The following is a 25150-nucleotide window of genomic DNA, read 5'->3' as shown; positions in this document are numbered from 1 at the left end:
TTCCCTCACCGTTCCTACCGTCCGTAATTCAATGACACATTGCCTAATATTGGTCAGGACACGACACACGAGGGGAGCGGTGACCGTGCGAGGGGACTTCAAGGAGCCTGCGAGACCCCGCCCTGACCTGGTCATCGGCCGGGAGGAGCTCTTCACCGGGGCGCGTGAACAGCTCTCCGGTGGTGGCAGTGTGCTGGTGCACGGCCCTGCGGGAATTGGAAAGTCGACCGTCCTGCGGGCGTTGGTCTCGGAATACACCGAATCTGCACAGACCGTGTTGCGCTGCTCGGCCACCGAGTCCGAATCCCATCTCCCCTTCCTCGCCCTGGCCGACCTCCTGGGTCTGGTCGTCGACGAGGTGTCCGCGCAGCTGCCCGGCCCGCAGCGCACCGCCCTGGAGTCGGCGCTCACCGGCCGCGGCGAATCCACCCTGCAACGCGACGGACTGGCCCTGCGGCTCGCGGTCCTGTCGGCGTTCCGCGCCCTGGCCGCCCAGGGACCCGTACTGGTCGTCGCCGACGACCTGCAGTGGCTGGACCCGGCCAGCGCCGAGCTGCTCGGCTTCGCCGCCCGCCGACTCGGCGGCATGCCCGTACGGATGCTGTGTGCCGTGCGCACCGACACGGAACCGCAGGGGCAGCGGCACGACCGATATCTACGCGCGTCCCCGCCGGACACCCTGGCCGTGCGGCTCAACCCGCTCTCCCGGGCACATGTCGCCGAACTCCTCGGCCAGCGCGGCTACACCGGGCTGCCCCGCTCGACCGTGCGGGACATCCACCGCACCAGCGGCGGCAACCCGCTCTTCGCGCTGGAGCTGGGCCGCGCCCTGGCCGAGAGCCCGACCCCGCCGAGCCCCGGCGAACCCCTGCCGGTGCCGACCTCGCTGAGCGCGCTCGTACTCAGCCGGCTGGAGATGCTGTCCGCCGAGGCCCGCCGCACCCTGCTCGTGGCGAGCGCCGGGGCGCGGCCCACGCTCGCGCTGCTGCACGCCGCCGGGCGGGAGAACGCCGAGGCGGAGACGGCCTCGGCCGCCTCGCTCGGGCTGCTGGCGACCGAGCGCGAGGCTCCGGTGATCCGGTTCGCGCACCCCCTCGTGTCCGCCGCCCTGTACGCGCAGGCGAGCGCGCAGGAGCGGCGCGCCGCCCACGCCGCGCTGTCCGAGGCGGCCTCCGACCCCATCGAGCGCGCCCGCCACCTCGCCCTGGCCGCCACGGGTACGGACCCGGACGTCGCCGCCCGCCTCGGCGAAGCAGCCGCGGCGGCCCGGGACCGGGGCGCGCCCTCGGTCGCGGCGGGGCTCGGACTGCTGGCGGCCCGGCACACCCCGCCGGACACCGTGCCGGGCCCGGACGAGCGCAGGCTGCAGGCCGCCGAGGACGCGCTCACGGCCGGCGAGACGGACCTCGCGCGGGACATCGCACGCCAGGTACTGGCTCGTGCCACCGTGCCCGCGGACCGCGTACGGGCCTGGATGGTCGTCATCGACGCCGCGGGACAGGCCATGGCCGAGATCGACGCCGTCTTCCCGCAGGCGCTCGCGGACGCGGGCGAGGACCCGCGACTGCTCGCCCTCGTCCGCTACCAACTCGCCTGGCGGGCCCTGCTCATGGATGGCGAGATGGCCAAGGCCCGCGAGGAGGCCGCCTGCGCGGCGGAGCTCGCGGCCCTCGCCGGGGACCGGCCCACCGAACTCCTCGCGCTGGGCTTCCAGGCACAGATGGAAACCCTGATGGGGCACCCGGGCGCCCCGGCGACCATCCAACGCGCGATGCGTGAACCGCAGGACCCCCGGGTGGCGTGCGACCACAACGGCGCCGGTGCCGCCCGCTTCCGCTGGCTGATCATGGGCGACCAGCTCGCCGAGGCGCGTACGACCATCACCGCGTTGCTGCGCGAGGTGCGGCGGCGCGGGATGGTCGAGAGCGAGGTCCACTTCCTGCGCGGCCTCGCCGAGACCGAGTTGCGCTCCGGTCACTGCGGCCGGGCCCTCGACCTGGCCCGCGAGAGCCTGCGCCTGGCCCGCGACACCGGAATCGGCGAGGCGGCCACCGCCATGTTCACCTCGCTCGCCGAGGCCGCGGGCGGCGACGTGGACCAGGCACTCACGCTCGCCCAGGAGGCCGTGGACCGCGCGGAGGAGGACGGCGACCTGATCTACCTCTCACGCGCCCTCGGCGCCCTCGGCCACGCTCAGCTGGTGGCGGGGGACGCGTCGGCGACGGTCCGGTCACTGCGGCGCGTACGGGAGTTGGAGGAGCGCCTCGGGGTCGTCGATCCCGCCCGGGGCCGCTGGCACGGGGACCTCGCCGAGGCGCTGGTACGGATCGGCGAACCGGACGAGGCGCAGGACGTCATCGACGCGACGCGGAAGCAGGCCCTGCGGCTCGGCCGGGAGAGCGTGCTCGCCGTACTCGATCGCGCCGAGGCCCTCGTACGCGCCGCACGCGGCGAACAGGGCATCGCCACCCGGCAGTTGACCGCGGCCCAGGACCGGCTCCGCAAGCTGGGCTACGGCCTCGAGGAGGCCCGCGCCGCCTACGCCCTGGCCGGGCTGCGCGCCGCACGGCCAGGGCCCACCTCGTACGACGAGGCGACCCGGCTCTTCCGCCGCTGCCGCGCCCTGCCGTGGCTGCGCCAGGTCGAGACGGCCTCCGCGGCCCTCCCGGCAGCCTCGCCCCTCGCGTCCACCGACCCCGACAGCCTCGCGGCCGCCTCTCTGGACAGCCTCGCCGCGACCGAACGGCAGGTTGCCGCGCTCGTCATGGAGGGCGCCACCAACCGCGAGATCGCCGCGCGCCTGTTCATCAGCGTGAAGACGGTGGAGGCCACCCTGACGCGGGTGTACCGGAAGTTGGGGATCCGCTCGCGGGTCGACATAGTCCGGCTGGCGGTCGGGCACCGTCCAGGCTGACGTTCCGTCACATCCGGAAGAGCAGGCACCTGCTCCCCCTGCCTTCCGGATACGGGATACGGGACCAACCGGACGGAATCACAAGCTAAACCCAGCTGCCGCACAGCAAGGGTTATCCCTCCTCCAACTCCCTTAGGGGCTTCCCCCATTGGGTTGGCGGGGTTCCGCTTCTAGCCTGATCCCAGTGCCGCTCGCCCGGGCACACGGCGCCGGTCCACCGGCGTCGTGCAGCACCCCCCACACCCGCGCGTCCCCCACCGGCAACTTCCGAGGAGAACCATGTTCGGGCTCAACCGCGCCAAGAAGACCGCCGCGCTCTGTGTGGCGACAGCCGCCGCCGCCGCGACGGCGCTGCTCGGCGCACCCGGTGCCGTCGCCGCCCCCCAGCCCATCGTCGGCGGCACGACGACCACCACGACCGCGTACCCGTTCGTCATGCAGATCACGGACGCCTCGCAGAACCAGTTCTGCGGCGGCACGCTCGTCTCGGCCACGAAGGTCGTCACCGCCGCCCACTGCATGGTCGGCGAGACCACCAGCAGCGTCCGCGTCATCGGCGGCCGTACGTACCTCAACGGCACGAACGGCACGGTCAGCAAAGTCAGCAAGATCTGGATCAACCCCAGCTACACGGACGCCACCAACGGCGACGACGTGGCCGTACTGACCCTGTCGACGGCGATGTCGTACACCCCCGTGTCCTACGTGACCTCCTCGCAGACCAGCGTGTACGCGACCGGCGCCACCGCCCGCGTCCTCGGCTGGGGCACCACCTCCGAGAGCGGCAGCTCCTCCAACCAGCTGCGGACCGCGACCGTCCCGATCGTCTCCAGCACCAGTTGCACGAGCTCGTACGGCTCCGACTACATCGCCAGCGACATGGTCTGCGCCGGATACACCTCAGGCGGCGTCGACACCTGCCAGGGCGACAGCGGCGGCCCGCTGCTCATCGGCGGCGTCCTGGCAGGCATCACCTCCTGGGGCGAAGGCTGCGCCGAGGCCGGCTACCCGGGCGTCTACACCCGCCTGACGACCTTCTCCAGCCTGGTGACCACGCAGGTCAACTCCTAGTTCGCACCCTGGTTCAAATCGCAGTCACCTATGAGCTCCTGAGTACCCCTCAGGTGAAAGCCGGGGGGCGTTGCGGGCCTCCACGAGCGGCCCGCAGCGCCCCCTCTCCACTACCTGCCCGTCGGCGGCCGGCTTCCCCCACAGCCGGAACCACCGACGGGCATACGCCTGTTGGGAACCCGCGGCGGGATTCGGTCGACCCTCACCGGGGCGGCCTGCTTGAATGACCACCATGGTGTCCACGGACCGTTTCCTCGCCTTCGCCGCGATGTCGCTCCTGGTGATCGTGATCCCGGGACCGAGCGTGCTGTTCGTCATCGGGCGGGCGCTCGCGCACGGCCGCCGCACCGCGGTCGCGACAGCCCTCGGCAACGTCGTCGGCTCGTATCTGCTGGTCGTCGCGGTCGCCTTCGGCATCGGTTCACTGGTCGAGCGTTCGGTGACGGTCTATCTGGCCGTGAAGCTGGCCGGCGCCGCATACCTCGTGTTCCTCGGCGTGCAGGCGTTCCGGCACCGCCAGGAGCTGAACGCCTCGGCGATCACGACGCGTGACACCACCCCGGCCCGCGGGGATCTCCGCACGGTCCTGGACGGTGCACTGGTCGGCGTCACCAATCCCAAGGGCATCGTCTTCTTCGCCGCGGTACTCCCCCAGTTCGTGGACCACTCGGCGGGCCGACTCCCCCTGCAGATGCTCCTGTTGGGCCTGGTCCCGATCTCCATCGGCCTCGTCACGGACACCCTGTGGGGTCTGACCGCGTCGGCCACCCGCACCTGGTTCGCCCGCTCGGACCGCCGCCTGTCGCTGATCGGCGGGGCGGGAGGCTGCACGATGATCGGCCTCGGGGTGACGGTGGCGGTCACGGGCCGGGACTGAGTCCTAGCGGTCACGGGCCGTGGCTGGGCTCTATCGGTCACGGGCCGTGGCTGGGCTCTATCGGTCACGGGCCGTGGCGGTGGGCCCTACTTGACGACTGTTCCGAAGCGGATGTCCGAAGGAGGCGACGAGCCTCCCAGCACCTCCATGATCCGCTGGGCCTCCGCCACAACCTCCTCCCGCTGCGGCTTCGTGAGCGTGCCGAAGAGCTCGATCGTGAGGATCTCCCCCTCCTGCCGCCACACGCCCGCCAGGAAACCGTCGACGAGCAGCACGCAGTACGCCTGGTTGCCCTTCCACGTCCGGCCCTTGAGGTCCGCGGATCCCAGCCGGGAGCGGTCGGCGTGTGAGAGGAACAGGTTGTCGAACTCGGGGAGGAAACGCGGCGGGGCCGGGGTGTCGGCGTCCGGGCGGGGCGCGTCGGGGAGGTCGAAGAGCTCGACGCCGTTCTCGTCGCGGAAGGTGACCAGCTCGGGTCGGAGCCGTTCGAAGGCCTCGCGCAGCCGGGTCAGGCCGGCCCAGGTCTGCATGTCCTTGACGGAGGCGGGCCCGAAGGCGGCGAGGTAACGCAGGACGGTCGCGTCGGGGGCGGGTGCCGGCTCGGACGGGCGGCCGAGCCAGTGCTCGGCGGTGGTGAGCGTGACCTGGCCGCTCCGGCCCCACAGGCCGCGCGGGGTGACCTGGACGAGGGGGAGCCGACAGCGGGCGGCGACCGAAAGCGCGAAGGGATCGGCGTCCGGCCACTCGGCGAGCAGAGCCTCACGCAGCTGCTTCATGGTGCGCGGCTCGGCCTCCACCAGCTCCCGGCTGATCGAGGCGAGCCGGTCCAGGTCGACGCCTTGGAGCCCCTTGCGGAACTGGTGGAGTTCCCGGTCGCGCGCGGCCTGCACGAGCGGGCGCAGCGTGAGGGCGTCGTCGGCGCTGTGGGTGTGGATGGTGGAGCGCATGGTGACGAGGCGGACGACCTCGCGGTCGGCCATGAGCCGCGACAGGGCCTCGGGGGCGAAGCCGTCCAGCCGGGCGGCGAGCGCGTAGTACGGCGGTTTGACGTTCTGCGCCTGGAGGCCGAGGAGGTGCTCGACGGCGTCCTTGGTGCCGAGGGCGGACCGGCGCAGGAGAAGCTGCCGGGCGAGGGTCGCGCGGTTGAGGGCGCGGATGCCGAGCACGGGGGCCGCGGAGGTCTTCTTCGTCATGCTCCGCACGGTAACGGGACTTGCGGACAGCTTCTGTCCTCATTTCCTGGGGACTCCGTGCCTCGGAGCGGCACACCCCCGCGCCGCGGACATTTGACCCGTATATCCTGCTCCGTGATCACAGAAACGTACGTTCGACCACATTCACGCTTCACGCTTCACTCCACGACAGACGACAGACGACAGGGGAGGCAGCCGCGATGTCCGAGCGCCACGCTCGCCCAGCCTCGAAGGGCGCCAGGAAATCCGTGTGGCGACGCGCCCTCACCCCGCCGACCGCGCCTCCCGCCCCGCCGCCGGCCCCTCGCCCCGACCCTGCGTCGCCGGAACCCGCCGACGCCGACAGCGTCGTACAGGCGGCGCTCTACCGTGACGGTGTGCGCGTCGCGACCCCGGAGACCCTGGCCGACACCTTCCGCGAGCTGCGCGAACAGCCGGACGGCATGGCGTGGATCGGCCTTGCCCGCCCAACGGAGTCCGAACTCCATTCCCTGGCCGCCGAGTTCGATCTGCACCCACTCGCCGTCGAGGACGCGATGGAGGCGCACCAGCGCCCGAAGCTGGAGCGCTACGGCGAAACGCTGTTCGTCGTCCTGAGCGCGGCGCGCTATCTGGACGCGCTGGAGGAGGTCGACTTCGGCGAACTGCACGTGTTCGTGGGCCCCGACTTCGTGATCACGGTCCGGCACGGCGCGGCACCGGACCTCTCGGCGGTACGCCGCCGCATGGAGGACACCCCTGAACTGCTGAAGCTCGGCCCGGAAGCCGTCCTTTACGCGATCCTCGACTCCGTGGTCGACGGCTACGTCCCGGTCGTGTCCGGCGTCCAGAACGACATCGACGAGATCGAGACCGAGGTCTTCCGCGGCGACCCCAAAGCGTCTCGCCGTATCTACGAACTCTCCCGGGAAATGGTCGAGTTCCAGCGCGCCACCCGCCCCCTGGTCGGCATGCTGCACGCCCTGATGGCCGGCTTCTCCAAGTACCGCACCGACGAGGAACTCCAGCGCTACCTCCGCGACGTCGCCGACCACGTCACCCACACCAGCGAACAGGTCGACGGCTTCCGCCAGGCCCTCACCGACATCCTCACCGTCAACGCCACCCTCGTCACCCAGCAACAGAACGCCGAAATGCGCGCGTTGGCGGAGGCGGGCTTCGAACAGAACGAGGAGATCAAGAAGATCTCCTCGTGGGCCGCCATTCTCTTTGCTCCCACACTCGTGGGAACTATTTATGGCATGAACTTTAAACACATGCCTGAGCTGGGCTGGCGCTTCGGATACCCCTTCGCGATCGGTCTGATGGGGATTGTTTGCGCCGGTTTGTATGTGATTTTCAAGCGACGGGACTGGCTCTAGATCGGGCAGTACCCACGCAATCCCTTCGCGCGATTTGCTCACGCACCGCGCGAAAACAGAGCCATGACGGGCTCTGGGGAGTCCCTGGGGAGAAGTGACGCGGGTGATCTCCTCACCCTGCGTCGAACACGCCTCCGACCAGGTCTTTTGGGCGTCGGCGAACGCTGGGGAGAAGGGAACGACAGCCCACGCCCTGCGTCTCCCACAACCAGCACGCCTGGCTTCCTGTTCGGACGGAGGATCTCCCACTCCGCATCGGACAGATCCGTCGAGTAGCGGGAACGCAGCCCGCACACCCCAGCCCCCGAAAGTGCGCCACCACCCCGCTACCAGGCAACGTGCCCGCTGACCGGCTTTTCAGACGCCCTCTAGCGGCTCGACTGGCGCCTTCAGCTGGGAAAACATCAGCTCATCCGCCATGTGCGCCGTTCACCTCCCAGAACAGAACCGGCGCTCGACGATTCAGTACACCCAGCGCCAAGCAGGCACCGCCCAGGACCTGCGGCGCTCGTCCACCGCACTACGTCGTGCGGCGGTTCAGGAGAACAAGGTTGCGCTGCCGTGTTCAACTGGCGCGGCCCGCCACTTGAACGCTCGCCGGTATGCCTTTCCGCGGTTCTTTGCGCACCGCTTTCTCCGCGGCGAAAGCACGGTCGGACCGATAACAGCGAACCGGACGCCGCTGCGGCGTCCGGTTCGCTGTTTCACCCGCGGGGCGAGCCCCGCTTCGCTCAGTCCTCGATCCAGCCGTGGCTCTCGCTGAACTTCACCAGCTCATGGCGGAGCTGCAGGATCTGGTCCGCCGTCAGGGAAGGTGCCGCCTTCAGCAGGAGCTCGGTGATGTCCCGTGTGTACTCCTCGCCAGTGAGCACGTCACACATCGGAAAGTCACCGTCCACGGCCTTGGCCGACGCCTCCTTTCCCTTCCTGAAGGACGACGAGGGACCCGTGGTCGCCGAAGCGGCCGACGTAGCCCTGGCCAGCGCAGCACCTCGCCCCGCAGTGGAAACAGCCGCGGCTTCGGCCGCCTGAGCAAGCTGAATGTTCGACGCCTTCAGACCGCGGTCACCGTCCTGCACCTCGAATTCGACGGCCAGTCCCGAGCGCAACTGCTCCTCGGGGATCAATAGGTCGTTCACATGCAGGAAGATGTCCTCTCCACCGCCGTCGGGAGCGATGAACCCGTATCCCCGCATGCCGTCGAACCGCACCACACGTCCAGTAGCCATACACACCCCCAACACACCCCGGGCCCCTTGCCCGGCCACGCAGCGATCGTAGCTCCACGCCCGGCGAGACAGCGACCTGCGCACCGTGCGCTTCGCCCACCCCGGCCCGGCGCTCGTGGGGATGGTGCTCGCCACCCGTGTGCCGGGCGTAGGAGGCAGCGTGTCCGGCGAGGTGGGGTCGGCCACGGTGGCCCCGGCGGAGGAGGTTCAGCTCCTGTCGGAGACCGAGCCGTGACGGTTCGGCCGAGAGGCGCTCGCCCAGCGCCTGCCGCGGAGCGCCGTGCTCCCGGCGTACTCGGGTCGTGCGAATACGCCACGAGGTGCCCGTGCAGGGCGCCGCGGACCCGGGCACGGAAGAGCCGGCGCGGTCTCGGAGCCAGCGCCGCGCAGTACCGGTGAACCTCGACCCTGGCCCATCCCCGCTTCCACCTGCACTTCACGCCGACCGGATCGTCCTGGCTGAACCTCGTCGAGCGCTGGTTCGCCGAACTGACCAACAAACAGATACGGCGAGGCGTCCACAGGACCGTCCAAGCGCTGGAGAAGGACATCCGCACCTGGATCGCCGCTTGGAACACCGATCCGAAGCCCTATGTCTGGACGAAGACCGCGGACGCGATCCTCGAACGCCTCGCCAGTTATCCGAATAGAATTCCTGACTCAGAAGACTAGAGGGCGTCTGAAAGGCCTGTCAGCGGGCCGGTCTTGCGAGGCGGCGCACGAGGAGCATGGCCATGGTGAGGTAGATGGCGTTCTCCGAGCAGACGCGCAGGTGGGCCGGCTCGTCTCTTCCGCGACTTCTCAGCGGGATCCATCCGCGCGGGATCTGCCACCGCGCTCCTTCTGACCAGTAAGGACGCTGACCGGGAAGCCGACCGGGCCTTCTTCATGCCGCGGTCTCGGTCTTCATGCCGCGGCCTCGGGCGACGAGGCTCACATGGTCTCGTTGAGGTCCTTGGAGTACTGCTCGATGGATCGCCGATACTGCTGCACGTAGGGGTCCTGGCTCGTCGTGGCGAGAAGTCTCAGCAGGATCTGCATGGCTTCGTGATGGTCTCCGGTGTTGAACAGCGCCATGGCGAGGAACGTCTGAAGGCCTCCGTCGTCGGGGTACTGCAGTACGCCGAGACGAAGGGTGTCGACAGCACGCGTGTACTGACCGAGCACCCGGTAGGTGCTTCCGAGGCCGAGCAGCGCGCCACGGCGGTCCTCGTCCGACAGCCCTGTCCCGCTCAGGCAGCTCTCGTAGAACGGGACGGCCTCGGATTCCAGCCCCAGCACGTCATGGACCCCGGCCGTGCAGTACGCCACTTCGGCGTTGTCGGGGAATCGGGCGGCCAGGGCCAACAGGTGCTCTCTGGCTTCCTCAAGCCTTTCCTCCTCACGGAGCCGGACGGCCTCGGCGAGCAGGTTCCCGGGCCGGTCTTCCTTGTCCTGTGCACTCATGCGCACATCTTCGCAGGCCGCCGACTTCCGCCGGACCGGAAGCCGGCGGGAACGAAACGGGAAGCGGCGCCCCGACACTCTCCTCAACTGATGCAGCGAGTGAGGAGCGCCCCGTGACGGACACCCCGTCGGCAGATCGCATCCTGATGGTGCTGCCCTCGGACCGGCTGGTGCGAAAGGCCGCAGAGGCCGGCTGCCGGGTCTGGTCGGTGTGGGATCCCGCGCTGCGCGACCGCGCCTATCTCGACAGGGTGGCCCAGCACTCGGAGCAGCTGCTCCTGGCCGACCTGGGCGACGAGACGGCTCTGCGGGCTCTCATCGCGCGCACCGCCCGCGAGCACCGGCTCACCCATGTGATGCATACGGGCGGCGCCCCGGCCATGGGCCCCGTGCTCGCGGAGGCCGAGGCTCTGGGGCTCAGTACCAACCCCCCGCACGCCATCCGGCTGCTCGGCGACCGGGTCGCGATGCGTGAGTTGTTGCGAACCCATCCCCGTCTGCGGGTACACGCGAGGCGAGCGGCGGCCGTCGCCGGAGTCCGGGAGGCGATGGTTCACTTCGCGGGGGCTCCTGTCGTCGTCAAGGCAGCGGCGGCGTCGGCCGGTTTCGGCGCGGCGCTCGTCAGGGACACGTACGAACTCGGTCGCTGGGAGCGGGGGGCCACGGCCCGGGGCATCTGCGGTCCCTTCATCGTCGAGGAGTATCTGCCTGGCCCTCAGTACGCCGTCGAGACGCTCAGTGTCGACGGGATGCACCAGGTGGTCGGCATCACCGCCACCCGGACCACGGGCGCGCCCCATTTCACGACGACCTCCCATGTCCACCCGGCGCAGCTCAACGTCCGCGACGACGCGGAGATCCGGTCCGCAGTCTGCGCGCTGCTGGACCTGGCCGGTCTCGAGTGCGGCCCGGCGCACACCGAGGTGGTGCAAGCCCCTGGCGGGCTCCGCATCCTGGCCTCGCGGGCAGGGCTCGGGGGTGACCGCATCCCGCTGCTCGTCGAGCTGGCCACCGGGATCGACCTGGAAGTGGAGTCGTTCCGGGCGCTCACGGGTGGTGTCCTGTCTCCGGCCACCGTACGGCGCACCGCCATGATCGGTTTCTTCCGGCTTCCCGAGGGACGACCGCCCTCGCGCTCCGGGCTCGGCGAACTACGCGCCCTGCCCCATGTACACGCCGTGGACGTCCCGGCACGGCCGGGCGGGCCTGTCCACGTGGTCGTCGTCGGCGCTGGGCCCGAGGAGGCAGCGCAACAACTGGCGGCCGCCCGCGACCTTCTGGGCGCGGAAACCGAGGCCTACGCCGAGCTGCACCCATGAACGGACTACGACGTCGACCGAGGAAACAACGGAACGCCAAAACGGGAGGACAGCGACAGATGAACATACGCCAGCTGACGACGTTCCAAAGGGCCGCCACACTGCTCAGCTTCAGCCGTACGGCCGCCGAACTCAACTACGCGCAGTCCAGCGTCACCGGACAGATCAGAGGGCTCGAGAGCTCGCTGGGGGTGGAGCTGTTCGAGCGGCTCTCCGGCAAAAAGGTCCGGCTCACGCAGGCGGGGCGGCGGCTGTTGCCGTACGCCGAGCGTCTGCTGTCCCTGGCCGACGAGGCCCGCGGAGCGACAACCGGTCCTCTGGAGCCTTCGGGGCAGTTGGTCATCGGCACGATGGAAACGCTTGCCAGCTACCGCATACCGCCTGTACTGGAGTACTTCCACCACCGCTACCCGCAGCTGCAGTTGGTGCTCAGGCCCGGCTCCGGCGCGGAGATCCTGCACGCGCTGCGGGAGGGCAGCGTCGACCTCGGACTGCTCATGTCGGCCGAGACCCAGCACAGCGGCGTAGCGAGCGAGGTCCTCAGCCCCGAGCTTCTGGTGGCTTTCGTCAGCCCCGACCACCAACTGGCTGCTCGGGCGCGAGTCACCACAGCGGATCTGCGTGGCGTACCCATCCTCGCGCCGGAGTCCGGGCGTGGCTACCATCGCCTGCTGGAGACAGAGTTGCGCAGCGGCCCTGGCGCACCCCTGCTGCTGGAATCCGGCACCGTCGAATCGACCAAGCGCTGGGCGGCGGCCGGGCTCGGCATCGGACTGCTGCCGCTCGTGGCGGTGGAGGCGGACATCGAGGCCGGGATTCTCGCATCCCTGGCGTGGCAGCCGCCTTTCGAGGTGTACACCCAACTCGTCCGTCGCCGCACCCCGCTCACCCGAGAAATGCAGCTGTTCGTCGACCGGGTCTGCTCCTTTATGGGCCAGGAGCACGGTGCGGCCGCAGCCTGATCCACCAGGCATGTGCGGACGGCACGCACCGAGCCATCGGAATGTCCGAATACTAAGTCACCATAATCCGATGAGGAATTCGTTGACCCCCCAACCGCCGAATGTTGAAATTGAATCACCAACACGGACCGCCCCTTAAGCGGAAATTCCGTGACCGTGCTCGGCGAAAAAGGAGTCGACCATGAACAGCAACGCGATCCCGAACACCGAGGCCCACCAGGTGCTGGACGGCCTGTACGCCGCCGGCGCGGAGTTCGACGCCGACTGGAGCGGCGTGGACGACGAGACCGTGGCGAAGCTGCGCGAGGCCGCCCTCTCCGGCGACGAGGCCCTGCAGACCCTGCTCACGAACCTGGCGTTCACCAAGTTCGAGGGTGCCGACCAGGCCGCTCGCCTCTCCGCCTCGCTGGCCGGCATCAAGCAGGCGGCCGTCGCGGAGATCTTCGACGAGCTGCCGACCACGTCCATCGAGGACCTGCGCGTCGCCGCCGAGGCGGCCGGCTACGAGGTAGAGGTCCTCGCCTGACAGTAGGGGGCGGTACGGCCCGGTCCCGGACCTCTGCGTCCCGGGACCGGGCCACCCCGGGCCGGATTTCGCCCGCCCCCCTCACCGGGCCACACCACAAAGGAAAGAGGACTGCAGTGAACGAGTCGTTCTCCATCGACGGACTTTGCTGGCGGGAAAACTGGCGGATCGAAAATGGGAACGATTCCTACGTCGTCCCTTTTCCGACGCTGCGGCCCGCCACTCTCGTCTTCCACGGTGAGACAGAATTCAGTTACGGACACTACGGAATTCATCTGGGTCAGGCCGATGTGCTGACCTTCCTCGGGCCGAGCACCGGCACCGTCACCGGCCACTTCATCGACTGCCGGGAGGGCTCGCCCACGGCCGGCGTTCGCGAGCAGCACACCTGGGCCCCCGGTTCGGCCCGGGCGCTCTACATTCCGCCGGGTGTTGCCCACACCTTCGACGGCCTGGAGTGCGTCAATACCATCAACTCCTATGAGCTCTTCCTCCCCGCCCCCGAGGACTGGGTGCACGGGAGCCTCGACTGGCAGCCCGACGCGGACATCATCAACCTGCCGCTCGATGTCGCTGACGAGGACCTACCGCTCTACAAGCCCAACTCCCACCAGGCGAGCGAGCTTTGGTACGACATGGTGGCCGCGCAGCAGCGTGCCATGATTCCCAAGGTGTTGTACGAATACCCCGTCACCCGCGATGTGCGGCTCGCCGACGGCAGCGTCCGCCGGGTCGAGCTGCGCAGGCTGCTCCCGCAGAGCAAGAAGAAGAACTGGGAGCCCATGGACACGGTGTTCGGCGTCGGATGGGTGCGCCACCCGGTGATCGCTTCCGGCCCGGAGTCCGGTTTCTCCGCGCTCCTCGACCGGCATCCGCTGTACTTCATCGACCACGGCGAGGCCGGCTACACGCACGACGCCTACGGCATCCACCTCGGTCAGGAAGACCGGCTGACCTTCGCCGGACCCCGCGACCAGGAGGTCACCCTCCATCTCATCGACACCCGGGTGGACTCGCCGACGTACGGCGCCGACGTCACGTACCGCTTCTTCCCCGACCCGGAGCGATACCTGCTGATTCCGCCGGGAGTCGGCCACGCCTTCGAGCACCTGGAAAACGTCTACACGGTCAACCGGCCCCGCACGCTGCTCCCCGCGGACGGCAGCGAGTACCTGCCGGGCAACGACGTCATCGACTGGCCGGTGGCCAAGCGCCCGATCCCGGCGCTGCGGGTGAACACCGTCCCGGCGAGCCGCGAGTACTACGAGGCCCGGGTCGCCGATCAGAAGCAGCTCAGGAAGATGCCCGTGATGCACTCCACGCCGTCCGTGATGATGATCAAGGGCAAGGACGGCAAGGAGATCCGGGTGGCACTGAGGAAGAAGGTGCCGGCCGCCTCCTGACCCGGCTGGGCCCAGGGGTGAACGGCCCGGCCTTCCCTGGCCTGCCCCCTACCCCCGCTCTCACCGCACCGTGGGTGCGGCCGCCATGACAGGCCGGCCGCACCCACGGCTTCCCACGTTCCACCACCCCTCACCACACTGCTGTCATCCCGGAGTTGGGAATCGATGTTCTCGCTGTCCAAGTCGCTGGCCCCTTTGCGGCACAAGAACTACCGCATGCTCTTCATCGCCTTCGTCATCAGCATGCTGGGTGACGGTGTCTGGCTGGTCGCCCTGCCCTGGGTCGCCATGGAGCTGGGAGGCAACAGCTCCGACCTGGCCATGGTGGTGGGCGCGGAGGCGGTCGGCCTGATCTCCTGCGTCCTGATCGGCGGCGCTCTCGCTGACCGCTATCCGCGCAAGGCGGTCATCGGCTGGTCCTACGTAGCGGCTCTTGCCGCCCTTGCGACGCTTGCCGTCATCCATGTGACAGGCCAACTGCAGATCTGGCAACTGGTCGGGGCCGCATTGGTGCTGGGTGCCGCCGCGGCGATCAGCGGCCCGGCGTCCGACGCCTTCACGCCCGACCTGCTGCCGGAAAAGGATCTGCACGCCGCCAACGCGCTTGAGTCCATCGTCCGGTCGCTTGCCGTCAGGATGGTCGGTCCGGCCCTGGGAGGTCTGCTCATCTCCCTGGTCGACTCATTCAGCATCATCGTCCTGAACGCGGTCAGCTTCGGCATCGCCGCTGCCTGCATCGCCACGATCACCCCACTGCCCAGCTCGGCGGGGCAGGCCGGCGCGGACGGCGCCGAGGACGCTGAAGGCACTCCGGTTCCGTACCGCGAGGCACTGCGTTATCTCTTCAACGAGCGCTGGCTGTGGGTACTGATCGTCTGGTCCGGGCTTGTCCTGCTGCTCCAGTCGGGACCGCGACAGATCCTGCTGCCGTTCGTGATCCACAATGATCTGAACGGCGGCCCCCGCGACTACGGCATGCTCATCGCCACCACCGGCATCGCGGCGGTTGTGGCATCGTTCCTCATCGGCTCCCGCAAACTGCCCCGGGACTACCCCCGTTGGATGCTGCTCGCGTGGACCGCAGGGGCGGCTCCGCTGGCGCTGATGGTCTTCGTGCCCTCCTTCTGGATTCTGCTGCCGATGGGCGCCATGTACGGGTTCTTCTCCACCGTCGGCAATGTGTACTGGTCCACCCTTGTGCAGACCTCGGTGCCCAACGCCGTCCGGGGCCGGGTCATCAGCATCGACTGGCTGGGGTCGTTGGCCCTCGTCCCGCTGTCGGCGGTGCTGGCGGGCGTGAGCACGAACCACACCTTTGTTGTCTGGCTGTTCGTGCTCGGTGGCGTACTCCCGGTCCTGCTCACGCTGTTCACTCTGCGCTGGGTCGATCTGCGGGTGCTTCGCACGGACGCGTCGCCCGAAGAAGCGGTTCAACCCGCTGCAGCCGAGCTGGCTCCAGCCACGCAACCTCTGCCCTGACGGTACGTACGTTCTTCCGCTGCACCTCCCGGAATCCGTGGAAGGGAGAGGGAAGGGAAGAGTTCGGGAACAGCCTCGATCAGTATCACGGGTGTCGGAAAGCAACCGGACGGATCGATACCAAGGGGTGGGAAATGCGCAGCACGGTGACCATAGTTACCAGGGGACTCGCCCTGGCGCTTGTGCTTGGGGTCGGGGGGGCTGCCCAGACGTTCCACGCCGAGGAGACGGCACGGGCGGTGGCGGGCGACGAGGGGCCGTCGGTGGGCACGCCCGCAGCACCGGCCCGGAGTGGCGCCACAGCCTTCGGCTTCTGATCCGCTCGCTCCCGGCCTCCCGGCCCGCTCAGACCCAGCTGCGGCCGGAGGCCGGGATGCCCAGGTCGTCGAAGAGGTCGTGCGCCTGGCGGAGGTACTCCGCTGCACTCCGGTCGTCTCCCGCGTCCTCGGCGGCGCGCGCAAGACCAGCGAGCGCGCAGGTCGTCTCGACGCGGTAGCCAAGGGCGGTGGAGCGTTCGAAGGCGCTCGTATGCAGCTCCAGGGCTCGGATCGGGTCGCCGCTCCCGCGGTGGACCCGGCCCACGATGTTCTCGACCTCCGAGGACCTCAGCCTGACTCCCGAGCGGCGGACCAGGTCCAGAGCGCGCTCGGCGTCGAGGAGGGCACGCCCCTGGTCGCCGAGGAGCTGCCGAGCCTCCGCCGTGAAGGCCAGGGCAAGGGCGTGGTTCTCCGATCTGCGCGTCTCGTCGCCGATCGCAAGGGCCCGTTCGAGGATGTCCAGCGCCTCCCGTACGTCCCCGGTGGCGAGTCGGGTGGCCGCCAGTTCGATCAGGGCCATCTTCTCGTTGTCGTGCGTGCCGATCCGCTGGTTGATGCTCACGGCACGCTCGGCGGCCGCCGCGGCCTCCGAAAATCGGCCGAGCCAGCGATAGACGGGACTGAGATTGGTCCAGCTCTCGGCTTCACCGACCTCGTCCCCGCTCTGCTTGCGCAGGACCACCGCCTGTTCCAGGAACGAGAGGGCTTGGGCGACATCACCGAGCGCGCCGTACAGCAGTCCGAGCCGGCCGACGCTGATCGCCTCGTGCTGGCGGTCGCTCGATCGGCGAGAGATCTCCAGGGCCTCGGACGCCGCCTCGACGCCTTCGGCGAAGTGGCCGAGCTTCCAGTGCGCCACAGCCAGGTTGTTCAAGCTCAGGCTCAGCAAACTGGGTTCGCCCAGGCGCCGCGCGGCACGGACGGCGGCGACCCCCTGCGCCGCCTGCTCCTCGACCCGGCTGCGTGTATAGAAGTAGAAGGCGAGGTTCCGGGACAGGTGGAGTACGCATCGCTGATCCGCCGCGTCGCCCTCCCGGTCCAGGGCGAGCTGGATCGCGTGGTGCTCCCGGTCGAACCAGGCCAGCGCGTCCTGTGGGGTGAGGAACGGCGGCAGTTCGTCGGGCACGGTGACACCGGTCTCGATACGCAGCCTGTCGGGGTAGAGCACAGCACAGGCGACTTCCGTCGCCCCCAGGTAGTACGGCAGGAGCCGCCGCGCCAGCACGCCGTCATCGCCGTCATCACCGTCCTCACTGGCGGCGATGTCGGACCTCAGGATCCGTGCGAAGCTGCGCACCAGGTCGTGGAAGCTGAACAGCTCCGCCACGTGCTGCTGAAGGAGATGCACGTCCAGCAGATGCTCGAGAACGTCCTCGACCTCGCGGGCCGAGATACCCGCCAGCGCCGCGGCGGACCAGACATCGATCTCCACCCCCGGGTGCTGGCCCAACACCCGGAACACCGCGCGATGTTGGGCTCCCAGTGACTGGTACGACAGCTCCAGGGCGGCCGTGACACTGCGCTGCCCGGCGTTGAGTTCGTCGAGCCGCCGCGTCTCGTGACTGAGCCGCTCCACCAGGTGGCGCACGGTCCACCGCGGTCGGTTGCGCAGCCGGGCGGCCGCGATACGCAGGGCGAGCGGCAGTCGGCCGCACAGCTCGGCGAGTTCGGCCAGCGCTTCCGGTTCGCCCGCGGTGCGCTCGGCACCGAGCGTCTCCGCCAGCATCGCGGCGCTGTCCTCGGGCGTCAGCATGCCGATGGAAAACCACTCGGCACCGTCCAGATCCACCAGCCTGGCCCGGCTGGTGACCAGCACCAGACAGCCGGGAGAACCGGGCAGCAGGGGCAGCACGTGAGCGGCGTCCGCGGCGTTGTCCAGCAGGACCAGCACTCTCTTCTGCGCCAGCGCGACCCGCCACATACGGGCGCGCTCCTCCACACCCTCCGGCAGATGCTGGTCGGGCATCCCCAACCCCTGCAGCAGGCTCTCCAGCGCGGCGCCGGGCCGGACCGGGCTCTCGCCCGGGGTGAAGCCGCGCAGGTCGATGTGGAGCTGACCGTCGGGATAGTGCGGGGCGAGCCGGTGGGCGGCATGCACGGCCAGCGCCGTCTTCCCGGCGCCGCCCATGCCGTCGATGGCGATGACACGGGTGCCCTCGTCGCCGGGCATACGGGCGCGATCAAGCAGCAGTTCGAGTTCCTTGTCCCGTCCGGTGAAGTCCGGAATGTCGTACGGCAACGCCCGGATCCCCTGCGCCAGACCGGGCGGATCGACCTGCCCGGTTCCGGCGGCCGGGGGCGGCGCGGCGAGGCCCGGATCCTCTCGCAGCAGCCGCTCGTGCAGCTCGGTGAGGTGCGCTCCCGGGTCGATGCCCAGCTCCTCCGCGAGGAGAACACGCACCGCGCGGTACTCCTCGAGCGCCTCGGCCCTTCGGCCCGCTCGGTACAAGGCCAGCATCAGGTGTCCGCGCAGGGTCTCTCGCAGCGGATACTGCGACACGAGCGCCCGCAGATCGCCGACCAGCTCGCCGGCCCCGCCGAGCGCGAGCCGCAGCTCGAAGAACTGCTCGGCCGCGGACAGCCGCCGCTCCTCCCAGACGGTCGCCGCCGCCTCGATCACCCTGCCGCCCCGGCCGGCCATGACGGGACCACGCCACAACGCCAGCGCCTCACGCAGCGCGACAGCAGCGTCCGGCCGGCGCTCCGCTGCGACAGCCTCCCGCGCCACGCGCAGCCCCTTGGCGAAATCGCTCAGGTCGAGTCCGAATCCGGCCGCTTCGGCGCGATAGCCCGGACCGTCGGTGACGATGACCCCCGCGCCGCCCGGTATGCACCGGCGCAAGTCCGAAATCGCCTTGCGCACCTGGTGCTCGGCGCTGGAGGGAGGCAGCTCCTCCCAGGCCGCTTCGACGAGCCGGGAGACCGGCACGACACTTCCGTACTCCAGGAGCAGGGTGACGAGGATGCGTTCCTGGATCACGCCTCCGAGACGGAGCCTCGCTTCCCCGGCCCAGCCCTCCACTGCCCCAAGGATGTGAAACCGAAGACCGTGCTCAGAACCCACTCGTGCCCCCCGCTCTCTCCTGCCGGTGCTGCTCCTCAGTATCCGATCCCCACCGGATCCGTCAGGCACCTGTACGGCTGAGTACGTGAGCCAAGCCCTTCACCATCTCGGTCGTCATCACCGCTTGCCCCGAAGTCGAGAAGTGGATGCGGTCCTCACTCAGCAGATCCTCCCGGCTGTTGATGGGGTGGTCCCACATGTCGACGACAACAGCCTCGTACTCGGCAGCCAGGGTGCGAGTGATGTCGTTGACCCTGGCGACGCGCTCGCTCCAGTCCGGGAAGACCGGAACAACATACGCCCTGCCCAAGGTGAACGTTGTCAGCTGGGCCCCGGTCTCGGACGCCAGGTCGTACATGCGCCGCAGTGACTGCTCGATCTTGTCGAAGTCCGGCGTCCGCCGCACTAGATCATTCGCGCCGCACGGCAAGTGGAGGAGGTCCGGGTCGAACTCCAGCATGCCGTCGATCTGCTTTTCGAGGGTCTGCGCCGTCGTGGCTCCGATCTCGGCCGTGTTCAGGTACTCGAGATCCGGCCGTACTCGACGAAGGATGCCCGCGAACCTGTCAGACCAGCCCATTTCCGTGTATCCGGGGCTGGGGTCCCCGGTACCCGCGGACAGGCTGTCGCCGATCACGGCGTACCGGTGCCACGGGGCGTCGAAGAGAAGCGCTGCGGCATCCAGTGACGGCAGGCAGAACGGATCGGACTCTTCGGTGAGTTGTGTCGTCGTCATACTGAAAGAATACGGACGTACGTATGCAATAACAAGAGGCAGATCTTCCCGGCCGACCGGAGCCGGCGACCCACGGTCGCCGCCACCCCGGCCGAGCCGTACGGGAGGGTGTTACATCGGCGCGCCGATCAGGATGCTTTCACGCCGCCGATTTCCCGATATCGAAGTGAACTCGATCGTTGGATCGGAGGCGGCACGGAGCTCGGTACCAGGCGTGATACCCAATTCCTGGCCCAGCACCCGCTCGGCACTGTTGTAAGCCTCGACCGCTTCGGCGTGCCTTCCCATTCGCTGAAGTGCGACGATGTGCCGAGCGCGCATCGGTTCATTCAGCGGGTCCTCGACGATGAATTTCCTTGCGTTCAGAACCACCTTCTGATTGCAATCGAGTGAAATCCACGCGTCGATCAATGTCTCCCGTGCCGCTGCACGCCACTGATGCAGTTCATCGGCCGCGGCGGCAACCAGCGGCCCCTCGAGAGCATCGAACAGAGCATCTCCGCGCCACAGAGAAAGCGCCTCCTCGAGAATGGCCGCGACCACCGAAGGAACGCCCGGAGCCAGGCTCAACGCCCGCTCCACCAACTTGACGAACCGATGGGCGTCCACCGAGTCCCGATCGAGGTTGAGCCGGTATCCGGAGTTGACTGTCTCCAGCAGGTCGGCGTTCCCACCGTGCCGCTGGAGCCAGCGGCGCAGTCGGGCGACGTGGGCGTGCACGGCGTTGATCGCATCACCCGTCGTTCGCATCAGATCTAATTCCTCGATGAGCTCATCGCGACGAACCTCACCGTCGGCACGGAGCGCAAGAACAGCAAGAATGCTGCGTAGCTTCGCTCCGCTCAATACCGCTTCCGTGCTTCTGAGTTCGACCCGCAGGGGCCCGAGTACACCTATTTCAGCGATGGCCACTGTTCAATTCCCCCTTAAACGCTGCGGTTCCCAGCACTTTGATGATCTGACCGGAACCCGCAATGGCGACCGAGCGAGATCCTAGTGACGCACGGGTTCCGTCTGCATCCCGCACATTCAGGTAGGGGACCCACTCGGTCAGGTGGGAAGGTGATCCTCGTTACCTCGGTCTCGTCGTTCCCAACAGTCGGCATGGCCTGACCACGTACGGGCCAGATCCACATCTGTCATTTCGAAACAGGGATTTCTGGCCATTACGGCGGCACACCCCGAGCAGATGGCTGCCACGAGCACCCGTACGCTAACTGTCGAATTAGGGTACGATCGACCGTATGGGAAGTGTCTCCGAGGTCACCGACAAACGCCTGCTGCGTGGCGCGCGGACGCGGAAGATCGTGCTCCGGCGGGCCGTCGACGTCGCCTCGCTGGAGGGCCTCAACGGCGTCAGCTTCGGCGGGCTCTCGGTCGACACGGGACTCAGCAAGGCAGGCATCCAGACTCTCTTCAGGACGAAGGAAGCCCTCCAGCTCGCGGCCGTCGAGTTCGCGCGCGAGATGTTCATCGACGCCGTCATTCGCCCGGCCAGGACGGCACCCCGCGGCGTAGCCCGCGTTCGCGCTCTGCTCGAACACTGGACCGTGTATGCCGAGACACCGTTGTTCGCCGGCGGGTGCTTCAGAGCCGCGAACCTCGCGGAGTTCGACAGCCGTCCGGGACCGGTCCGCGACGCACTGTTCCGGGATCAGCAGGAGTGGCGCGAAGTCGTCGCGGCCGAATTCCGCCACGCCGTAGCCACCGGCGAGCTCGCTGAGCTCGACGTCGATCTCACCGTTTTCCAGATCGACGCCCTCCTGTGCGCCGCGAACACAGCGCTGCGGATGGGAGACACCGACGCGGTGAGCAAGGTCCACCGCATCGTTGAGGGTTTTCTGGTGTCCTCCCGCTGACGACGGGAGGTCGCTCTTCCCGTCGGGGTGCCGCGACACGATCTACGGACACAGATGCCGATGCGGCGGACCCTCGGTCCGCCGCATCGGCTCAGTCTCTGCGTGTCTTCCCGGCGGCGCCTACCGGGCCGTCACTTGCTCGTCCTTGCCTGCTTGGGCAGCAGGAAGACAAGCACTGCCGCAAGGACCGCGATGAGGAACGTGGTGAGCGACGACATGGCGAAGGCATTCCCCGCGGCCTCGACCCTCCCGTCGGCGGCAGGGTCGAAAGAGTTGAAGAACACCGCTCCGATGACGGCGACACCCAGCGCGCCACCGATCTGCTGCGCGGTCGACAGAGCCCCGGACGCCATGCCCACGGTCTCCGGGGCGACCCTGCTGAGCACCGTGTTCAGCAAGGGGGTGATGAGCAATCCACCGCCGACGCTCTGCACCATCAGCGTGGGAATCACCAGCAGCGGGGTCAGCCTCGGTCCGGAGAGCAGGACGACAGCGGTGGCCAGGTAACCGATCGCGAGCACCACAGAGCCCACCTCCAGGACGCGGCGGCCGTACTTCGGCACGATCCGGCCCGCGATCATGCTGAAGACGAAGAAGGTCACCGCGGCCGGCGTGTACACAAGGCCCGAGCCGAGCGCCGACATGCCCAGCCCTTCCTGCATCGCGATGGACAGGGCGAGGTAGTAGGAGGTCAGCAGCGCGTAGACGGCGAGGACGAGGACGATGCCGAGCGAGAACGACCGCTGGGAGAAGAGGGCCAGTTTCATCAGCGGATCGCCGCCGCGCTTGTCGATCATCCGCTCCAGCGCGATGAACAGACCGAACGCGGCGGCACTCGCGACGAAGCATGCCCAGGTCCACCACGGCCAGCCCTCCTCGCGTCCCTGAATGAGTGGGAACGTGAGGAGCAGCAGCGCAGCACTCAGGACCACCACGCCCGGAACGTCCAACCTGCGGCCGCCCGCCGCACGGGACTCCGGTACGTGCTTCATGGCGAACAGGATCGTGGCGATTCCGATCGGCACGTTGACCCAGAACACCGCACGCCAGTCGGAGCCGAAAAGGTCGGCGCCGATCAGCAGACCGCCGACGAGCTGACCGCTGATGGTGGCCATGCCGATCACCATGCCCAGGACGCCGAACACCCGGTGCCTGCTCTTCTCCGAAACCACGAGCGTGATGACGACGAAGACCTGAGGCACCATCAAGGCCGCGCCCAGACCCTGAACGATGCGCGCGGCGATGAGCGTCCCGGGGTTCTGCGCCAGGGCGCAGACCACAGACGCGAGCGTGAACACGGCGGTACCCATGATGAAGACCCGCTTGCGCCCGTACAGGTCCGCGAGCCGGCCTCCGGTGATCATGAACACCGCGTAACTCAGTTGATAGCCCGCGAGGACCCACTGCAGCTGGCCGACGGAAGCCCCGAGGTCGGCCTGGATCGCAGGGCCCGCCACAACGACGATGAACGAGTCGAGGATCGCCATGAACATGCCGACCATGACAGTCGACACGGCAGGCCACGGCACCGCGGGGGCCTCCTCAGGCACCGCCGCGGTCGCGACAACTTCTTCGCTGGCATTCGTCACGAATGCATCCCTTTCTCATTAACTCCGCGCTGGACGTGACGGCCCCGACAGAACGCAGCCGAGCCCGCTGAACGCACACATCCGGATCTGTCCGGATCAGCAGAATCGTGCGCGCCAGTTGAGTGTACGCACGACCGTATGTTTACTGCAATCGATACCCCGTCTCACTGCGAGTCAGTGGGTTGCGAGACCACGCGAAGCCGCCGCCCGCCTGCGCGACTTGTCAGCGTGAACGCCTTGGGGTCCGGGCGACGGGTGGCCCTCCAGTAGGACGTACCGGTCCCGGGCCAGGACTGACGGTTCTGCCCCGTGTGGTCCAGGAACCAGCTGTCGCAGCCGCCCGCGTTCCATACGGAGCCGGCGAGCCTGCCATGCAGACGGCTGTTGAACTCGCGCTGGACGTCGGCGCGTATCTCGAGCCGGGTGGCCCGCCGCCCCCTCATCATGCGGAGGCACTCGACCACGTAGTGGAGCTGTGCCTCGATGACGAACAGGATCGACTGGGCGCCGCCGCCGGAGTTGGGACCCATCAGCATGAACATGTTCGGGAATCCCGACACGGTCGTGCCCAGGTGCGCGGTCATGCCGTCGCGCCAAGCCTCCTGGATCGTGATTCCGTCACGGCCGACGATGTCTTCCGTGGCACAGCGGTTGTCCGTGGAGAACCCGGTGCCCAGGATCACCACGTCGGCTTCGTGCAGTTTCCCGTCCGCCGACTTCACTCCGGTCTCGGTGAACTCTGCGACACCTGAGGTGATCAAGTCGACATCGGGCCGCTGCAGCGCCGGGTAGTAGTCGTTGGTGAGCAGGATGCGTTTGCACCCGATCTTGTAGTCGGGTGTCAGCTTCGCCCGCAGCTCAGGGTCCGGCACCTGTTTTGCGAGCATGCGCAGCGACGCCAGTTCGAGCACCCTGAGCAACTTCGGGTTCAGGAACGCCAGCACCGGTACCTCGTGCGTCCAGTAGGCCAGCAGCCGGTACAACTGCTGCACGAGAGGCAGCGCTTTGAACAGCTTGCGCTCGAAGTCCTTGAGCGGCCGGTCGGCTTTCGGCAGTACCCAGTGCGCGGTGCGCTGGAAGACATCGAGATGGGCCGCCGTGCCCGCGATCTCCGGGATGAACTGCGCCGCGCTGGAGCCGGTGCCGATAACCGCGACCCGCTTGCCCTTCAGGTCGACGGAGTGGTCCCACTGCGCCGAGTGGAACATCTTCCCCTTGAACCGGCCCATGCCAGGCAGGTCCGGGATGTTGGGCTGGTGCAGCGCTCCGTGGGCCAGGACCACGATGCGTGGCCTGTACTCCTGTCCCGACCGGGTTCGGACGGACCACCGGTCGCTGTCCTCGTCGAACACGTAGGAGGTCGCCTCTGTGTTGAACCTGATGTGTTGCTCAAGGTTGCGGTCTTTGACCACGCGCTTGATGTAGTCGAGAATTTCGGGCTGCGCGGCGTACATCCGGCTCCAACTGCGGTTGGGGGCGAAGGAGTACGAGTACATGACGCTCGCCACGTCGCAAGCACAGCCGGGGTAGGTGTTGTCCCGCCACGTACCTCCCACGTCGTCCGCCTTCTCGAGCAGGACGAAGTCGGAGTGCCCCGCGTCGAGCAACTTCATCGCCATGCCGAGGCCGGCGAATCCGGTTCCCACGATCAGCACGTCCGGCGTTTCAATTGCCTCTGCTTTCGCCGGTGTAGAACTCATCAGGGGCGTCTCCTTAACTACTCGATCGATGGTGCGAGAGCGGAATGTGCAGGACGCGATAAACGCCGATGGTCCTTTCGACGGTCCATCATGCGGAAAGCCCCT

20 protein-coding genes and 1 pseudogene are annotated in these 25150 nt (G+C 68.3%); 13 read left to right on the top strand and 8 right to left on the bottom strand.

The window, feature by feature from the left end:
- The first annotated feature begins 79 nt into the window (after positions 1 to 79).
- The 3 genes from ACFWP7_RS03560 to ACFWP7_RS03550 all read left to right on the top strand — a co-directional run bounded on the left by ACFWP7_RS03560 (position 80) and on the right by ACFWP7_RS03550 (position 4862).
- Entirely contained in the window at positions 80 to 2914 is a 2835-nt protein-coding gene (locus tag ACFWP7_RS03560; RefSeq protein WP_384375331.1) for an AAA family ATPase, read from the top strand.
- Positions 2915 to 3193: 279 nt separating this feature from the next.
- Positions 3194 to 3985, top strand: a complete 792-nt coding sequence (locus ACFWP7_RS03555) for a S1 family peptidase (protein ID WP_384375328.1) — start codon at positions 3194 to 3196, stop codon at positions 3983 to 3985.
- Positions 3986 to 4217: 232 nt separating this feature from the next.
- Positions 4218 to 4862, top strand: coding sequence for a LysE family translocator (locus ACFWP7_RS03550; protein WP_384375432.1), 645 nt, complete (start codon positions 4218 to 4220; stop codon positions 4860 to 4862).
- Positions 4863 to 4948: 86 nt separating this feature from the next.
- Here the strand turns inward: ACFWP7_RS03550 and ACFWP7_RS03545 are convergent, their stop codons facing one another.
- Positions 4949 to 6055, bottom strand: a complete 1107-nt coding sequence (locus ACFWP7_RS03545; RefSeq protein WP_384375325.1) for a winged helix DNA-binding domain-containing protein — start codon at positions 6053 to 6055, stop codon at positions 4949 to 4951.
- 200 nt (positions 6056 to 6255) lie between these two features.
- Here ACFWP7_RS03545 and ACFWP7_RS03540 point away from each other — a divergent pair, with 200 nt between their 5' ends.
- Complete coding sequence (locus ACFWP7_RS03540) at positions 6256 to 7416, top strand: magnesium and cobalt transport protein CorA (RefSeq protein ID WP_384375322.1); 1161 nt, start codon at positions 6256 to 6258, stop codon at positions 7414 to 7416.
- A 731-nt stretch (positions 7417 to 8147) separates the two neighbouring features.
- On the opposite strand, the gene ACFWP7_RS03535 is transcribed toward ACFWP7_RS03540, so the two are convergent.
- Positions 8148 to 8645, bottom strand: a complete 498-nt coding sequence (locus tag ACFWP7_RS03535) for a cold-shock protein (RefSeq protein ID WP_384375319.1) — start codon at positions 8643 to 8645, stop codon at positions 8148 to 8150.
- A gap of 85 nt (positions 8646 to 8730) precedes the next feature.
- Here ACFWP7_RS03535 and ACFWP7_RS03530 point away from each other — a divergent pair, with 85 nt between their 5' ends.
- Entirely contained in the window at positions 8731 to 8880 is a 150-nt protein-coding gene (locus ACFWP7_RS03530; RefSeq protein ID WP_384375316.1) for a hypothetical protein, read from the top strand.
- A 179-nt stretch (positions 8881 to 9059) separates the two neighbouring features.
- A pseudogene (locus ACFWP7_RS03525) lies at positions 9060 to 9317 on the top strand (IS630 family transposase); the annotation flags it as partial.
- Positions 9318 to 9578: 261 nt separating this feature from the next.
- Here the strand turns inward: ACFWP7_RS03525 and ACFWP7_RS03520 are convergent.
- Positions 9579 to 10091: a tetratricopeptide repeat protein gene (locus tag ACFWP7_RS03520; protein WP_384375313.1), complete on the bottom strand. Its 513-nt coding sequence runs from the start codon at positions 10089 to 10091 to the stop codon at positions 9579 to 9581.
- 113 nt (positions 10092 to 10204) lie between these two features.
- Between ACFWP7_RS03520 and ACFWP7_RS03515 the strand changes: the two genes are divergently transcribed.
- The 6 genes from ACFWP7_RS03515 (at position 10205) to ACFWP7_RS03490 (ending at position 16097) form a co-directional block, all read left to right on the top strand.
- The gene (locus ACFWP7_RS03515; RefSeq protein WP_384375311.1) at positions 10205 to 11410 is read left to right on the top strand and encodes an acetyl-CoA carboxylase biotin carboxylase subunit family protein; all 1206 of its coding nucleotides are present in this window, start codon (positions 10205 to 10207) and stop codon (positions 11408 to 11410) included.
- Between the two features lie 59 nt (positions 11411 to 11469).
- Positions 11470 to 12372 (top strand): LysR family transcriptional regulator, encoded by a 903-nt coding sequence (locus ACFWP7_RS03510; protein WP_384375308.1) that lies wholly within the window; start codon positions 11470 to 11472, stop codon positions 12370 to 12372.
- A gap of 181 nt (positions 12373 to 12553) precedes the next feature.
- Positions 12554 to 12898, top strand: a complete 345-nt coding sequence (locus tag ACFWP7_RS03505) for a hypothetical protein (RefSeq protein WP_384375305.1) — start codon at positions 12554 to 12556, stop codon at positions 12896 to 12898.
- 116 nt (positions 12899 to 13014) lie between these two features.
- Complete coding sequence (locus ACFWP7_RS03500) at positions 13015 to 14301, top strand: hypothetical protein (RefSeq protein WP_384375303.1); 1287 nt, start codon at positions 13015 to 13017, stop codon at positions 14299 to 14301.
- Between the two features lie 165 nt (positions 14302 to 14466).
- On the top strand, positions 14467 to 15780 hold the full coding sequence (locus ACFWP7_RS03495) for an MFS transporter (protein ID WP_384375300.1): 1314 nt from the start codon (positions 14467 to 14469) through the stop codon (positions 15778 to 15780).
- A 134-nt stretch (positions 15781 to 15914) separates the two neighbouring features.
- On the top strand, positions 15915 to 16097 hold the full coding sequence (locus ACFWP7_RS03490; protein WP_384375297.1) for a hypothetical protein: 183 nt from the start codon (positions 15915 to 15917) through the stop codon (positions 16095 to 16097).
- Positions 16098 to 16125: 28 nt separating this feature from the next.
- On the opposite strand, the gene ACFWP7_RS03485 is transcribed toward ACFWP7_RS03490, so the two are convergent.
- The 3 genes from ACFWP7_RS03485 to ACFWP7_RS03475 all read right to left on the bottom strand — a co-directional run bounded on the left by ACFWP7_RS03485 (position 16126) and on the right by ACFWP7_RS03475 (position 20809).
- The gene (locus tag ACFWP7_RS03485; RefSeq protein ID WP_384375294.1) at positions 16126 to 19077 is read right to left on the bottom strand and encodes a BTAD domain-containing putative transcriptional regulator; all 2952 of its coding nucleotides are present in this window, start codon (positions 19075 to 19077) and stop codon (positions 16126 to 16128) included.
- Between the two features lie 145 nt (positions 19078 to 19222).
- Complete coding sequence (locus ACFWP7_RS03480; RefSeq protein WP_384375291.1) at positions 19223 to 19897, bottom strand: SGNH/GDSL hydrolase family protein; 675 nt, start codon at positions 19895 to 19897, stop codon at positions 19223 to 19225.
- A 111-nt stretch (positions 19898 to 20008) separates the two neighbouring features.
- Complete coding sequence (locus tag ACFWP7_RS03475; protein ID WP_384375288.1) at positions 20009 to 20809, bottom strand: BTAD domain-containing putative transcriptional regulator; 801 nt, start codon at positions 20807 to 20809, stop codon at positions 20009 to 20011.
- A 332-nt stretch (positions 20810 to 21141) separates the two neighbouring features.
- Here ACFWP7_RS03475 and ACFWP7_RS03470 point away from each other — a divergent pair, with 332 nt between their 5' ends.
- On the top strand, positions 21142 to 21756 hold the full coding sequence (locus tag ACFWP7_RS03470; protein ID WP_384375285.1) for a TetR/AcrR family transcriptional regulator: 615 nt from the start codon (positions 21142 to 21144) through the stop codon (positions 21754 to 21756).
- 131 nt (positions 21757 to 21887) lie between these two features.
- Here the strand turns inward: ACFWP7_RS03470 and ACFWP7_RS03465 are convergent, their stop codons facing one another.
- Both ACFWP7_RS03465 and ACFWP7_RS03460 read right to left on the bottom strand, forming a co-directional pair.
- Positions 21888 to 23345 (bottom strand): MFS transporter, encoded by a 1458-nt coding sequence (locus ACFWP7_RS03465; protein ID WP_384375282.1) that lies wholly within the window; start codon positions 23343 to 23345, stop codon positions 21888 to 21890.
- 164 nt (positions 23346 to 23509) lie between these two features.
- Complete coding sequence (locus ACFWP7_RS03460; protein WP_384375279.1) at positions 23510 to 25045, bottom strand: flavin-containing monooxygenase; 1536 nt, start codon at positions 25043 to 25045, stop codon at positions 23510 to 23512.
- Positions 25046 to 25150 lie beyond the last annotated feature (105 nt).

The sequence above is a fragment of the Streptomyces sp. NPDC058470 genome, from assembly GCF_042721055.1.
In the GTDB taxonomy this organism is placed as follows: Bacteria; Actinomycetota; Actinomycetes; order Streptomycetales; family Streptomycetaceae; genus Streptomyces.
Note: the sequence above shows the minus strand (reverse complement) of the source record. Positions and strands in the feature narration are given on the sequence as shown.

Coding starts and splice junctions, on each gene's coding strand:
- ACFWP7_RS03470 (WP_384375285.1), top strand. CDS start 21,142: ATGGGAAGTGTCTCCGAGGTCACCGACAAACGCCTGCTGCGTGGCGCG.
- ACFWP7_RS03510 (WP_384375308.1), top strand. CDS start 11,470: ATGAACATACGCCAGCTGACGACGTTCCAAAGGGCCGCCACACTGCTC.
- ACFWP7_RS03495 (WP_384375300.1), top strand. CDS start 14,467: ATGTTCTCGCTGTCCAAGTCGCTGGCCCCTTTGCGGCACAAGAACTAC.
- ACFWP7_RS03555 (WP_384375328.1), top strand. CDS start 3,194: ATGTTCGGGCTCAACCGCGCCAAGAAGACCGCCGCGCTCTGTGTGGCG.
- ACFWP7_RS03545 (WP_384375325.1), bottom strand. CDS start 6,055: ATGACGAAGAAGACCTCCGCGGCCCCCGTGCTCGGCATCCGCGCCCTC.
- ACFWP7_RS03535 (WP_384375319.1), bottom strand. CDS start 8,645: ATGGCTACTGGACGTGTGGTGCGGTTCGACGGCATGCGGGGATACGGG.
- ACFWP7_RS03550 (WP_384375432.1), top strand. CDS start 4,218: ATGGTGTCCACGGACCGTTTCCTCGCCTTCGCCGCGATGTCGCTCCTG.
- ACFWP7_RS03505 (WP_384375305.1), top strand. CDS start 12,554: ATGAACAGCAACGCGATCCCGAACACCGAGGCCCACCAGGTGCTGGAC.
- ACFWP7_RS03490 (WP_384375297.1), top strand. CDS start 15,915: ATGCGCAGCACGGTGACCATAGTTACCAGGGGACTCGCCCTGGCGCTT.
- ACFWP7_RS03460 (WP_384375279.1), bottom strand. CDS start 25,045: ATGAGTTCTACACCGGCGAAAGCAGAGGCAATTGAAACGCCGGACGTG.
- ACFWP7_RS03540 (WP_384375322.1), top strand. CDS start 6,256: ATGTCCGAGCGCCACGCTCGCCCAGCCTCGAAGGGCGCCAGGAAATCC.
- ACFWP7_RS03520 (WP_384375313.1), bottom strand. CDS start 10,091: ATGAGTGCACAGGACAAGGAAGACCGGCCCGGGAACCTGCTCGCCGAG.
- ACFWP7_RS03480 (WP_384375291.1), bottom strand. CDS start 19,897: ATGACGACGACACAACTCACCGAAGAGTCCGATCCGTTCTGCCTGCCG.